The sequence below is a fragment of the Photobacterium kasasachensis genome, assembly GCF_050336885.1.
Taxonomy (GTDB): Bacteria; Pseudomonadota; Gammaproteobacteria; order Enterobacterales; family Vibrionaceae; genus Photobacterium; species Photobacterium kasasachensis.
In genome coordinates, this window is the sequence record NZ_JAKJSH010000023.1 from 1 (window position 1) to 13886 (window position 13886).

General features: G+C 48.1%; 11 protein-coding genes. 4 read left to right on the forward strand and 7 right to left on the reverse strand.

Annotated features, from left to right (window positions below; all coding sequences use genetic code 11):
• Positions 1–139: 139 nt before the first annotated feature.
• On the reverse strand, positions 140–802 hold the full coding sequence (locus L4D19_RS24865) for a DUF2982 domain-containing protein (RefSeq protein ID WP_428454679.1): 663 nt from the start codon (positions 800–802) through the stop codon (positions 140–142).
• Positions 803–1189: 387 nt separating this feature from the next.
• On the opposite strand from L4D19_RS24865, the gene L4D19_RS24870 reads away from it, so the two are divergent.
• Complete coding sequence (locus L4D19_RS24870) at positions 1190–1600, forward strand: MarR family transcriptional regulator (protein ID WP_075766451.1); 411 nt, start codon at positions 1190–1192, stop codon at positions 1598–1600.
• Between the two features lie 273 nt (positions 1601–1873).
• Entirely contained in the window at positions 1874–2179 is a 306-nt protein-coding gene (locus L4D19_RS24875) for a hypothetical protein (protein ID WP_075766450.1), read from the forward strand.
• 207 nt (positions 2180–2386) lie between these two features.
• On the opposite strand, the gene L4D19_RS24880 is transcribed toward L4D19_RS24875, so the two are convergent.
• Positions 2387–3577 carry an amino acid aminotransferase gene (locus L4D19_RS24880; protein WP_160648244.1) on the reverse strand — a complete coding sequence of 397 codons (1191 nt, stop codon included), beginning with the start codon at positions 3575–3577 and terminating at the stop codon, positions 2387–2389.
• A 548-nt stretch (positions 3578–4125) separates the two neighbouring features.
• On the opposite strand from L4D19_RS24880, the gene L4D19_RS24885 reads away from it, so the two are divergent.
• Entirely contained in the window at positions 4126–5469 is a 1344-nt protein-coding gene (locus tag L4D19_RS24885; protein ID WP_428454680.1) for an MFS transporter, read from the forward strand.
• A gap of 113 nt (positions 5470–5582) precedes the next feature.
• On the opposite strand, the gene L4D19_RS24890 is transcribed toward L4D19_RS24885, so the two are convergent.
• Positions 5583–5801, reverse strand: coding sequence for a VF530 family protein (locus L4D19_RS24890; RefSeq protein ID WP_428454681.1), 219 nt, complete (start codon positions 5799–5801; stop codon positions 5583–5585).
• Between the two features lie 150 nt (positions 5802–5951).
• Between L4D19_RS24890 and L4D19_RS24895 the strand changes: the two genes are divergently transcribed.
• Positions 5952–6422: a YehS family protein gene (locus L4D19_RS24895; protein WP_428454682.1), complete on the forward strand. Its 471-nt coding sequence runs from the start codon at positions 5952–5954 to the stop codon at positions 6420–6422.
• 83 nt (positions 6423–6505) lie between these two features.
• Here the strand turns inward: L4D19_RS24895 and L4D19_RS24900 are convergent, their stop codons facing one another.
• The 4 genes from L4D19_RS24900 to L4D19_RS24915 form a co-directional block, all read right to left on the reverse strand.
• Positions 6506–7084, reverse strand: a complete 579-nt coding sequence (locus tag L4D19_RS24900) for a hypothetical protein (RefSeq protein ID WP_428454683.1) — start codon at positions 7082–7084, stop codon at positions 6506–6508.
• 271 nt (positions 7085–7355) lie between these two features.
• On the reverse strand, positions 7356–8756 hold the full coding sequence (gene asnS / locus L4D19_RS24905; protein WP_160648248.1) for an asparagine--tRNA ligase: 1401 nt from the start codon (positions 8754–8756) through the stop codon (positions 7356–7358).
• An 89-nt stretch (positions 8757–8845) separates the two neighbouring features.
• Positions 8846–10465, reverse strand: coding sequence for a methyl-accepting chemotaxis protein (locus tag L4D19_RS24910; protein WP_428454684.1), 1620 nt, complete (start codon positions 10463–10465; stop codon positions 8846–8848).
• A 374-nt stretch (positions 10466–10839) separates the two neighbouring features.
• On the reverse strand, positions 10840–13650 hold the full coding sequence (locus L4D19_RS24915; protein WP_428454685.1) for a hydrogenase expression protein HypA: 2811 nt from the start codon (positions 13648–13650) through the stop codon (positions 10840–10842).
• Between the last annotated feature and the right edge of the window lie 236 nt (positions 13651–13886).

A 13886-nucleotide genomic window follows, 5' to 3' on the forward strand; every position in this document is an offset into this window, starting at 1 on the left:
GTATTACCACTGGTCGGGCTTTTTTGTATTACCACTGGTCGGGCTTTTTTACTGTTATCTCGGCGGCAGCGGCTGTGGTGGGTTTGCTATTGTTGCCATTCTTAAAAGCGCAGGAAACCGAGGAAAAGGAAACAGCCAGTTATGAGGCCGCCAGATAACGGCGGGTAAGGCCGACAAAATCCTCTGTTGAGCGGTCGAGCAGATCTTCCGAGATGAAGAAGTCATAGCCGAGCAGCTCGCGGTTGTAATGCATTCGGTTGGCCAGCATAGCCAGCAACCCTTTGAAGGTCTTTCCGCTTTTGCCTATGTAGTGCGTATCGTCAAACAGCATGTCTTCTATTTCGTGGGGCGGATTATCCATCCGCTTGTAGGCAAGAAACAGCAGCGCCCGTTGCTCGAGCAGGATCTTGCTGGCAATACGGGGACAGATGGCGTCAAGGAACTCTTCGTAATCTTTCAGCCGGATCCCGACCCAGGGTATCGGCTGGTGCCAGCCTTGGTTGGCAATCGTGGCAGGGCCGATCTCGGCAATATTCTTCCATCGCGCCAGCCAGCCGCCACTCGGGCTATGAAACTGAATATGCATAAAGGTAAGAGTAAAGGACAGCTCGGGCTCTTGCGCCTGTTTTATCGCGATGATCAGTAAGGTGACAATCGCCAGCAATAAGATGGCGACAGCGGCAGATTTAATCGCCGGAACGAGGAACACCGTCAGGCCAAGGGCAATAAATGCTGCCAGGCTGATAATCAGCAGAAGTCCCCGGGGCTTCGATATCGGTGGCTTTATATAGCGTGTCTCCAAGCTGTTCTCCTTACTGATCGCTTCTCTTAATTATGGTTGATCCCGTGGCATAATATTTTTGTGCCCACTAATGCATATTAGTCAATGAGATTTTAATGAAGTAGCCATAATTGGACCTATTTGCTGAAAATACCCGCTTAGTTATAGGTTATCGTTTGATATTAGATACATTTTTAGGCAGCTATTAATTGTTGGAAATGAGAACCCAGCGCTTATTTTTGAGTAAAATCATGTTTTGTTGCGGGTTAAATGACCGTTTGCTGGCATTTCTCTAACATACTTGGTATAACACGCGCTTACTTTTTCCCGCTGGAAATACCAAGCTCATTCATTCCTTGACTGGTATATGGTGGTGACTGAAAGTAGTGCAACGGAGTAGGAAATTTAATGAGAATCTCTCACAAACGTAAAGTTCAGCTTAAGCTGCAAAAACGCGTAAAAGCAACGGTAGCAGCAGTAGCCAAACCGGCAGCCGTGAAAGCTGCTGTAAAAAAAGCACCAACTGCAGAAACAGTAAAAGCTGCTCCAGCGGCAAAACCTGTTGAAGAGCAAAAGCCAGTTGAAGCGGTAGCTCCGGCTGCGGCTCAAGTGTCTTTAACTCCAAAACAGCAGGCAGTGCTGGATATTGTGGTTAAGAACATTGAAGGTATCAATCCTAAGGGTATTGGTCTTCAAGCTGGCCAGGAAGATGCGAAAGCAGCTTCATGGGCAACAGGTGCGCTTAAGAAACTGGCCGAAGAAGGTCTGGTTGAGCGTATCCAATTGGCAGGTAACAAAGTACTTTATAAAGCACTTTAATCCTTGCCGAGCCCGCTCCTGCCAAAGCAGGAGCGGGTGTCCTTCTTAATTCTTATCCAAGCTGTTCTTTTTCTGATACATCTCTGCCTACCTTTCTTTAAGATATTCATCCTGCAATCCACGACATTGAATCGATCAAATCAGTCATTTCTATTGGCACTTGATTTTATTGACAAATTTACTTTGCCGCTGTCGATATTCCGCAGCTCTGCTATAACTTAACTATAACGGAGTGAACTTTTCAGGGAAATTGATACTCGGAGGCTATATTTTATGACAATGATAAGTGCTAGAGAGTTTTCTGACTGGCTCCGCAATCGCTTTGCTGATGAAGATCAAGGGGTATGTTTGACGCGCGAAGATATCAATCAGCTAACGGGCAGGCAGAGTTTTTCTCTGGGATTTGTCCATGATATTCACTACGAGCTGATGCAGCATGGAATGGCCTTTGTTACTGATACTTCAAGAGAAACCTTTTATTTGGTCCCAGTTTCTAACAAGCCCTGGCGAGAGCAGTTAGAACACCAATATGAGAGGGAGCTTTTTTGCAATGTCTTGCCCCTCGATAAATCTGGCTGAAGAAGCAGAGCGGCTCAGGAAGAAAGATAAAGGTAAAGGTGATTCAGACTCAAAGTAACAGATTTTCTTTGCATCGTTAAATTTGAGACAGATGAGTTTGAAAGGCTATACAGGTAAAGAAAAGGGCGCGAAGAGCGCCCTTTTTGTTGTTTCAATGCTTTAACGTGGAAGCCCTATATTACAGAGCTTCGGCTTGAAAAGCCCAAGTTAAAGTACAGCTGCGATACCCTTGCACAGTGGCGGCATGTTGGATTTTGTCATGCCCGCGACGCTGATCCGGCCCGAGCCAACAATGTAGATACCGAACTCTTCTTTCAGGCGGTTAACCTGGTCTTTGTTCAGGCCTGAGAAAGAGAACATACCGTTCTGGCGTTCGATGAAGCTGAAGTCTGCCTCGACGCCCAGATCTTTCAGAGTTTGCACAAACAGCGTACGCATTTCCTGAATACGGTCACGCATGTCGGCAACCTCTTGTTCCCACTCGGCGCGCAAGGCTGCATCGTTTAGGATTTCGGTAACAATTGCAGCACCGTGAGCTGGTGGGTTAGAGTAAATAACACGGGCAATGCTCTTCACCTGGCTAAAGGCAGTCACTGCCAGCTCGTTGCTTTCGGCAACAAGGGTAAAGGCGCCGACACGTTCGTTGTACAGGCCGAAGTTCTTGGAGAAGGAGCTAGCAACCAGCAGCTCTTTACACTGAGCCGCGAAAATACGCAGGCCTTGTGCATCTTCTTCTACGCCCTTGGCGAAGCCCTGGTAGGCAAAGTCAAACATTGGCAGCAGTTGCTTCTCAACACAAAGCTCAGCCAGTTTCTGCCATTGTGCGGCGTCCGGATCGATACCTGTTGGGTTGTGGCAGCAGCCGTGAAGCAGAACAATGTCGCCAGGTGCAGCGTTAGCCAGATCAGCCAGGGCAGAATCGAAGTCCATGTCTTTGGTTTCTGCATCGTAGTAGGCATATTGTGCCGTTTCCAAACCGGCAGCCTTGAATACACCCATGTGGTTGGCCCAGGTCGGGTTGCTGATCCACACTTTTACATCGCCTAGCTGGCGCTTGATAAATTCGGCAGCAACACGCAGTGCACCGGTACCACCTGGTGCCTGAGCGGTTTGCGCGCGTTTGTCCGAAATAATGGATGCATCAGCACCGAAAAGTAACTGCTGAACAGCTAAACCGTATTCAGCAGTACCAGGAATGCTGAGATAGGATTTAGTTGTTTCTTTTTCCAATAAAATAGCTTCTGCTTTTTTTACTGTTGCCAGAACAGGAGTATTGCCAGACTCGTCCTTGTAGATACCAACGCCCAGGTTAATCTTTTCCGGGCGGGTGTCTTTTTTGAACTCTTCGGTCAGGCCTAAAATTGGGTCGGCAGGTGCAGCAGTAATTTTCTCAAACATCGTGGTCATCCATGCTGGTAAAAACAAACGGTCATAACCTTATTTATACCCTTTGTAGGTAAGTATTGACAACAAAATGCAACAATTTCATGAAAGATTTTTCCAAAGTCGCTCATAGTTATAGTTTTTGGTTAATCTTCACCACTCTTTGACAATCGTCACCAATTTCATTTGCAATAAAATTACGACATTTAGCCACGTCAGAAGGTGCAAAAATACACTTTCTGATCGTTTTTTCGTTACTTAAATATAAAAGCGTGTAATTTTACAACATTCGGTAATGTTTGACATTGTTGGTGTGAAATTGATCACAGATGGTAGGGGGTGGCTTCCAATAGGATTGCTCTCCGATGGAAACGGTCAAATATGATGAATACGGTCTGTTTATTGTACTAAAGGATATAAAAAGCCCTGCTTTAATAACATACAGGCGATAAACATACCAAATCACAACTCTTACATTGTTCGTCATATTCAGCCTGGAGTTGGAAGTTACCGCAGTCGCAATAAAATTTCAGACTGCGGTGGTATATATCGGGGATATATTAATGGAAAAGCCACGCCTTTCGTTTTGGCAAATATGGAACATGAGCTTCGGTTTCATGGGAATTCAATTTGGCTTTGGTTTGCAAAATGCCAATGTCAGTCGAATCTTTGAAACACTGGGAGCAAGCATTGATCAAATCCCTATCTTATGGATTGCTGCGCCGCTTACGGGGTTACTCGTACAACCTATCATTGGATACTTCAGTGACCGTACCTGGACAGGGTTAGGCCGACGCCGCCCGTACTTTTTGTTCGGGGCGGTAGCTTCTTCGGTGGCGCTGATTGTAATGCCATATTCCCCGTATTTATGGGTGGCCGCAGGTATGCTGTGGATTCTTGACGCATCGATAAATATCTCAATGGAGCCTTTCCGTGCGCTGGTGGCCGACAACTTGCCTTCTGAGCAGCGAACGCAGGGCTTTGCGGTTCAAACATTCTTTATCGGCGTGGGGTCGGTTGTCGCCTCTGCCATGCCTTATCTGCTAACAAACGTGTTCGATGTGTCAAATACAGCGCCAGCCGGTGAGGTACCGCCGTCGGTCAAAATCACCTTTATTTGTGGAGCCGTGGTGTTTATTGGCTCCATCTTATGGACGGTAATTCGTACTAAGGAGTATTCACCGCAAGAGCTGGCAAAGTTTAACAATGAACAGTTTGAGCCAGAAGAAAAAGCCAACCTGAAAGAGATCATCACTGATATCAAGGCGATGCCAAAGACAATGGTTCAGCTCGCTGTGGTGCAGTTCTTTTCTTGGTTCGCGTTGTTTGCAATGTGGATCTATACCACCTCGGCGGTGACATCTCACATCTTCGGTACCACTGACACCAGCTCAGTGGTGTATAACGAAGGGGCGGACTGGGTTGGCTTGTGTTTCGCAACCTACAATGGTATTTCGGCATTGGCTGCATTTGCCTTACCCTGGCTTGCCCAACGCACCAGCCGTAAGTTTGTGCATAGCCTGAGTCTGATCATCGGTGGCCTGAGCCTTGCCTCAATTTCTCTGATCGAAACACCATCGATGTTGATGCTCAATATGGTGGGAATAGGCTTGGCATGGGCCAGCATCCTGTGTATGCCTTATGCGATTTTGGCCGGCGCGCTGCCTGCAAAGAAAATGGGATTCTATATGGGGGTCTTCAACTTTTTCATCGTGCTGCCGCAGATCCTTGCTGCTGGTGTACTTGGGTTTTTCACTCGCTGGGCTTTTGGTGGCAATACAATGATGGCGATTGTGCTCGGTGGTGCTTCGATGATCTTTGCCGGCCTGATGGTCTCAGTAGTTAAGGATGAAGATGAGCCGAACTCCGCTTCGGAGCAAGTAAAGCTGAAGCCTGAAACGATCTAATTCAGCACTTTCTTTCTAGCGTCTTCTGTTCAGAAAGGCCAGCCCGGTTACGCGGCTGGCCTTTTGGTATTTAATGACAACAGCATTTGTGACTTGTCAGGGCTTGTACGTTCCTAGATAAAGAAGGTATCAAGGTATAGCTGTTCGACTTCTTTTCTTGCCCATTCAGTACGGCGGAGAAATTTCAGGCTCGACTTCATGCTCGGGTCATTGTTGAAGCAGCGGACGTTAACCAGCCTGCCCAGTTCTTCCCATCCATAGTGATCAACCAGCTCGCCGAGTAGGGTTTGCAGGGTAATACCGTGCAGCGGGTTATTGGGTTGCATGTTCATGTGCTTTGTTTCTTTGCTTGATCTGAGTGGCGGCCACTATAGCAGCTTTAAATCAGCGTTTGTAACTCATGGGGGCTAATATCTGGTAAAGTAGCGGGCAATTTCGCAGTACGCCATTTCGGCAATGCTGCACTAATACTAGGATTTACTGTGCTTAACAACGACATCTTGCGACGTATTCGCTATACCTTTGATTATAACGATGCGGCAATGATCAGCATTTTTGCTGCCGCGGACCATGAGGTAACCCGAGAGCAAGTTAGCGACTGGTTGAAGAAAGATGATGATGCTGCATTTAAGAAGTGTACTGACCGTGAACTGGCTATTTTCCTCAATGGCCTGATAAATACAAAACGCGGCAAGAAGGAGGGCGTCCAGCCTGAGCCTGAGTCACGTCTTACCAATAACATGATTTTCATGAAGCTACGTATTGCATTGAATTACAAGGCTGAAGATATACTTGAAATTATGGAGTCGGTTGATTTCACTATGAGCAAGCATGAGCTAAGCGCTTTTTTCCGAAAACCAGACAACAAGCATTACCGTGAATGTAAAGATCAGATTTTGCGTAACTTCCTGCTTGGTGTTCAGCAGAAGTTCCGTCCGGGTTCTGCAGAGTAATACTGAGATCAAACACATCGATTCAGTGTGATAAACAAAGGCTACCCAAGGGAAGGGTGGCCTTTGTTATAGTTGGAACCGCTTTAGCTGAGCTGTTCATCCAGCGAGATTTCTCCCTCATGCTGAGTCAGCAGCATTTTTTGGATATTGAAACCGCAAAGCATGAGAATAAGACACCAATTTAAGAAAGGAAGTGTACTTTTTTCCAGGCTTTCAGAGAGTTGAGCTGGTTTCCACTGAAAAGTATCACAAAGGTTTTCTACCGTTATGCCAGTGAAGGTGTTGTCACCGATAATGCGCTTAAATTCTTTTTCGCTAGGCATTTCAAAAATGCTTCTATTTTTAAACGCTGTTGGTTTGAATGCGCGCATTACTTTCCTTGCATCGACATCAATAGGCTGACCGTTATTTTGAATATTCGGTCGGCCTGCGAGGGCTGCGAGAAAACACCAGCAAGGGTAGGGAATATTAGAAATATTCTCAGGTTCACGCTTGTAGCGTGACATCCAATCAGAGATTTTTTTCTCTTGTAGGCCAGTTAAACGGGCGAGGGTTGCTGAATCATACCCATACTCTTTTAGCAGGTTGATAATTTCAGCGACTTCTGAAACGAAGGGTTTGGCCCACAGGCTTGCTGGCGCGAGGGTAGTTTCTCTGATCATAATAGGCTCATCGGGTTTAGTGCTGGTGCTCAGGGCACACAAGCGGATAGGCATAAGCTTATTCGATGCGAATCAGTAAGTCTATTCGTCTGACTCTGTTCGCTATCTATGATATTCCACCTGTCGATATTGCGGTCAGTTATGTAGGGGCTGGACGGAACCAGGCTTGAAAGAAATAGCAAGGCTGAAAACAAACAGGACGAGCATAAAGCTCGTCCTGTGGAGTCGGTGACCTACTTCGAGATAGGTTCCTGTGCACTTCTAACTGAGATTAGAAGTTTGCAGAGCGTGGCGCACGTGGGAATGGAATTACGTCACGGATGTTAGCCATACCTGTTACGTAAGTTACCAGACGCTCGAAGCCCAGACCGAAGCCTGAGTGAGGTACAGAGCCGTAGCGACGCAAGTCACGGTACCAGCCCATGTGCTCAGGGTCGATGCCCATTTCAACCATACGCTTGTCAAGAAGCTCCAGGCGCTCTTCACGCTGAGAACCACCGATGATTTCACCGATACCCGGCGCCAGTACGTCCATTGCGGCTACTGTCTTGCCATCGTCGTTCATACGCATGTAGAACGCTTTGATGTCTTTCGGGTAGTTCTTCACAACAACAGGTGCTTTGAAGTGTTCTTCGGCAAGGTAACGCTCGTGTTCGGAAGACATATCGATGCCCCACTCAACATCGAACTCGAACTCACGACCAGAATCTTTCAGGATCTGGATAGCGTCAGTGTAGTCAACCTGTGCAAAATCTGAAGTTACAAACTGCTCTAGACGAGTAATTGCATCCTTGTTGATACGCTGCGCGAAGAACTCAAGATCATCGCGACGCTCTTCAAGAACGGCCTTGAATACATACTTCAGCATGTCTTCAGCCAGTTCTGCTACGTCATCAAGCTCTGCGAATGCAACTTCTGGCTCAACCATCCAGAATTCAGCCAGGTGACGGCTGGTGTTCGAGTTTTCAGCACGGAACGTCGGGCCGAACGTGTACACCTTGCTCAGAGCACAAGCGTAAGCTTCTGCGTTTAGCTGGCCAGATACAGTCAGAAAGGTTTCTTTACCAAAGAAGTCTTTGTCAAAGTCAACTTCACCCGCGTCAGTCATCGGTGTGTTCACCATGTCCAGGGTAGAAACACGGAACATTTCACCGGCACCTTCACAGTCAGAGGCTGTGATCAGTGGCGCAGACATCCAGAAGAAACCTTGCTCGTGGTAGAAGCGGTGGATCGCTTGAGACAGGCAGTTACGAACACGTGCAACCGCACCGATCACGTTAGTACGAGGGCGCAGGTGAGCCACTTCACGAAGGTACTCGATAGAGTGACGTGTTTTTGCCATTGGGTAAGTATCTGGGTCTTCAACCAGGCCAACGATTTTTACTTCAGTTGCCGCAAGCTCGAAATCCTGACCTTTAGCCGGTGATTCAACAATCTTGCCAGTCACCTCAACAGAGCAACCAGTTGTCAGTTTAAGTACTTCTTCCTGGTAATTATTTAACTCATTAGGGACCACGGCCTGAATCGGGTCGAAACAAGAGCCGTCATAAATGGCAAGGAAAGAGATTCCAGCTTTGGAATCACGACGTGAGCGGATCCAACCGCGAACAGTGACTTCAGTGTCTACTGCTAGCTTTCCGCTTAATACGTCTGTTACAGGCGCGTAAGTCATGTTTAAATTATTCTCCGTTAAGGCACTTTATAGATCTGTACTTAAAGATACAGTCCGAAAGAGCAATATTACCTGTCTTACGTCAAGCATCAAGCATTGTTATCACTTGAAAGGGTAAATTGATGAAGTAATCGCTCTAGTTGTTCGGCCAACTGCTCAAGATTTACACTAATCTCACGAGATTGTAGTGCATGAGCGGAGGTATCGTCTGCATGACTGGTGATGGTTTCGACTTTTGTTCTGATGGAATCGGCCATATTGGCTTGAGCAGAACTTTGCTGCTGAATATCGTTGGCGTGGTTATTGACTACCTGAATGCCGCTACCGATTTCTGACAAAGCATGGGACAACTGCTCGATGGTCGCCATTTTGCTATGGGCGGTCTGACAGGTTGCTTCGACGGCACTGGCTGACGCTTCGCAATCACTGTGCAGCGCTTCGATAATTGACTGGATATCCCCGGTTGCCTGATGGGTACGGTTGGCCAGGTTGCGAACTTCTTCGGCGACAACGGCGAAACCGCGGCCCTGCTCGCCAGCACGGGCAGCCTCAATCGCGGCATTCAGAGCCAGCAGGTTAGTTTGTTCGGCAATGGAGCGGATTACGTCTAAAATACTGGCAACCTGCTGGCTTTGCTCATTCAGATTATCAATACGACTTTTGACGTTTTCTATGTCGGAGACCAGAACTTTGATGTCATTGCCGGCATCGTTGGCCAGCTGAGTACCCAGAATGGCTGATTGAGAGGCATTCTGGCTTAAGTTTGCAGCTTCCGTGGTGCGTTGCTCAATGTCATGTTGCTGGTGCTGCATATCATCGATGGCAACAAACATTTCAGAGGTTTCATTGCGCTGACTGTCAGCAGCATTGGTGGTATCTGCCGATACATTGATCAACTGATTGGCCTGCAGGGTAAGTGATTCCGAGGTATTTTGTACCTGTTGCAGGCTGGCAGAGAAGTTATCCAGCATCTGATCATAGCTATGGCACAGCTCGCCGATCTCATCGGTCCGGGTTTCATTGAGGCGGCCGCTCAAATCTTTGTTGACACTAGTTTGCTTCATGTACTCCGACACTCGGCGTAACGGCCTGACAATCATTCTGCGGATCAGGGTTAACGAGAACAGGAAGCCGGTTGCTGCAATCGCTGCCATGATCCCGCCGGCAATCAGTAGTTGCTCATTGACGCGCTGATAGAGAGGGCCGAGATTATATTCCAGGCGAACCACGCCAAGCACTTCGCCTTCGGGCACGATGTGGCACTGGAGGCAGTTGGTGCCGCGATAGTTGGAGCTGGCTTTCATTGGCAGGGCAACAAGCAGGCTTTGGCTGTTATTGGTGGTGATAGTCTCGGTAATTTGCTCACCTTTAAGTGCGCGTTGGTCAAATTCGTCGACTGGCGCCTGATCCTCGAGACCCGGACCGAATATATTTGTTACTGCCGGGCTTCGGATGACACGGACATTTTCGATCCCGCTATGGGAAAGTACCTTGTCCCGCAAGGTTTCTCGCTGGGCCATGGTTCCTGTCAGCATCATCATGTTCAGGCTATCAAAGTAGTTGCCGGCCTTATCCAGGGTTTGCTCGCTAATAACCGACTCTAGTAGTACTTTTTGCTGGCGCGATTCATAGGCCAATGATGTGATCAGCACGACGGTGAACACGATGAATAGTGTTAAGAGGAGCTTGTGAGCTATTGTTAAGCGCATCTTCCATGATCTCTTTGTAGGGCTTTCACGTAATCTGAATCAGTACCGCCTGTGCCCCTTCTTTTTCCACGGCAGCGGCCAAAGCAACGAGAAGATAATTGCCTAGCTTTTTGACATGTTGAAGAGCGACTTCAGTTGGTTCAGATAACAGTTCTGTCTGTTATTCTTATATTTTTTATATGGGTATATTGTACTTGTTGCGGTTGTTAAAAAATAGTTTTGCGCTGGTTATTGTGAAGTTGGACGTGACAAGTGGGTCACAAATAAAACAGATTTTGAAAAATCTCGCCATTCTTCGCTTTGACAAAAAAAAGCTCGGCAGTGCGAGCTTTTTTTTGTCTATATTACTGGATATTAATCCAGGTATAGGCAATTTATGGTGCAGGCTGCGGTGGCGGTGCAGGAGGTGCACATTCGAGTCCATCGTTAAGAACAGTGCCTGCAACCGGGCCTTCTTCAGGGATTTCGGGGTTATCTAACAGCTCCTGGTGGGTAACATTCGGCACGCTTGATGCGCTTATTAATGAAACAATATCACTCCACATCTCGCCGTCATCGGCTGCGAATTGCAAGTTTGCATCTTCCTGCCAGCGTGTCTGGTGGTTAAACCCCTTGATAGCGAAACGGAAACCGTCTGTATCGGTCATTGCTATTCGCTCGTTTAACGAACCGTCAACAGCCTCGTAATATAACGTACCGTCATCTTCGAGCTTCCACCTGATCGGGATATTAAATTTGCAGCCATCCTCGTGAATGTAATTCCCGGTGAAAAAGTCGCCTTCAAAATTATCGCTGAGCTTCAGGAAGCGCGAGCTATCACCAGCAAAGCGCAACGCCTTATCGTCACTGGTGTTGCCGGTTTGTCCGATGAGCAGTGATTCGGTGAAGCGCGGGTTTCGCTGCTCCCAGATGACTTTGCACTGCGCAACTTGATCCTGATATTGCGCAAGAGTTCTCTTGGTTAAAGGGGTGGCTGCAGGTTGAGCCCAACCCGAATTCTGGGTTGTACAGGCAGCCAGCTGATCAGGCGCATACTGCTTGGTTAAGAGGGTTGAGATCTGATTGCCGGTTTCGCTGTTAGCCGAGTAGACCTTGAGAGCCAGAATCCCTCTGTTGCGATCCAGGCTGGTCAATGACCAGTAGTCAAATCTATCAGCATTGGAGCTATTCGGGGTGAGCTGTAGGTAGCCTTCTTCGGTCAGCGCCCATTGGCGGTTAGCGGGGATCAGGGCGGTATTACTATACTGCTCCCAGCTGTTGTTACCGCGTAGGATCATCGCTGAGATTTCTCCTTGCTCGGAAATTTGGACCAGATGTTGATCGACAAGGGCGTTTGCGCTCTGAGAGGTAAAGCGCTCGTCACCACCACACTCTGTGACGGCATTGAGGAATTTGCTCAGATTGGTCCCGAAGCCGTTGCCGAAGTTACAGATCCCGAATGGAGGCAGGTTGTCCCGGCTGGCTGCCGCAAAAATCTGCTCCTTGGCGACATTATCGAAGCCGGAAAAGTGGAAGGCTTCATTATCAAGCAGGCTCTCGCCAATATGGACAAAACCGCGATCCTCGACCAGGAACAGGCTTTGTTGCTCAAATGGGTAGTTGTCAGACAGCTGCTTGATAACAGCTGGCACCTCAAAACGGAACATGGCTTTGCCTGAGACATTGATAGGGGCCCAGGTACTGACTTCCTGCACGCTCCAGTTGTCGGCCGCAATGTTCACCCAGTACCTGGCGGTAAAGAAATTATCGGAAATAAATTCGACAATAATATTATCGGCAAGTTTGAAGCCGTTTATATCATCAACGCTGTTTGCTGCGTCACTCGGATCTGTCAGGACACTGTCCAGGTCGGTATAGCCGGTATCGGGTAATAACACGGGTGAGATCCGGCAGGCGGTGTTATTGTTGCGGTTGTCACATAGCAGGTAGCGTTCATTTTCAGGACGCCAGGTGAAATAAAAGCCGAATGCGCCGTCTTCAAATGTTGCTTCAGGCTGGATATAGCGGGTAACGTAATGGTTATCTTTGCCAGACAGGTAGTTATGGATCTTCTTACCGCTAAGTGGGTAAACACTGGCATTCATTGTGATCCCTGTTTCATCCTCCTTGTCTAACGCCGCGTCGGTCAGCAACATGGTTTTTGCCGTGGCGATCTCGACCTTGAGGTAGTCGAACAGGCCAACCCAGCCATTTGAGGTGAGCACCTGGTGGGTAATGTCGTCAGAGCCGAAGCTGGTCGAGCCGCTGAGGTAAGTAAAGACCTCTGACAGCGAGATATCTTCAGTCCCGTTTTTGTCCCAGCGATATTCAGTGATTGTTGTTTCCCCGAGCTCGGCACCCTGTCCGCTGTAAACCATTTGCTCGGAAAGAATACCGCTGCCGCTGTTGGAGCTGAAACTCCCCACCTTCCAGTAGCCGTCATTGAGAATTGCCTGAATATTGGCCTCGGCAGCAGCCTGCTCCGTCACGAAGCGCTCCATTCTGCCTGCGGTCATGCTCTGCACGATAGAAAGTGAAAGCAGGTTGCTGAGCCTCATGTTCTCAAGGCCCAGTTTGGGTAGCAGGGTTGCTTCAAGATCATCGGCAATGGCGTTGAGATCCTGCTGGAATAAAAAAACTTTGCTGCGTGCGGGGTTAGCGACAATTTCTTCGAAGATCCCCCAACTTTCGTCAAGCTGGACGCGCTGGGTCAGGGCGTAATAGGCCAGGCTTGATTTCAGGCTGACGGCAATTCTTTCTTCGGTTAATGGCACCATATAGACATGAGACGGGATCGTATCACCAATAGTCACGGTAATATCCGGGGTCGGTGATTGATCAACAAGCAGCACCGCATTGACTCTGATCCGGGTGCCAGCCTCTATCACATAGGTACCGTTACCGAGGTTTTGCCAACTGGTAATATCTATGCGCTCGAGGATCTTTCCTTTGCTGTCGAGCCAGACAGCTGCGAAATTGCTTTCCGTAAGGTTTGCCTGAGCTTCTGCGTAGGCGGAGCTGATAATACCAAAACCTGTTGTTTTGGCGGTGAGTAACTCCGCAGGTGTATCAACAGTAATTGTAAACTTGGTCGAGGCAGGGGCCGCTGCACCTGCTGCTACGGGTTCGTCTTTGCCTCCGCCGCCGCAAGCCGATAGTAACAGGCAGCAGAAAGCGGCAAGGCAATATCCTAGATAAGCGCGCATAACAAAATCCCCAAACATTTATTATGTTTTGCGCTCAGTATAGATTTGGGGCATTTGGACTGTGTTAAAGGGAGGGCACTGTCTTGTAGATTGGTCAGGGATCTAACATGTAAGAATAAAAACGTTAGTGAGATACGCACTACTAACTAATACCCGGCCACGCTAGAGGGCAGAAAAAAAAGGGAGGGCTGAGGTAGATTTTTCCCAAGCCACCGTACGATGGCTTGGGGAGCCAG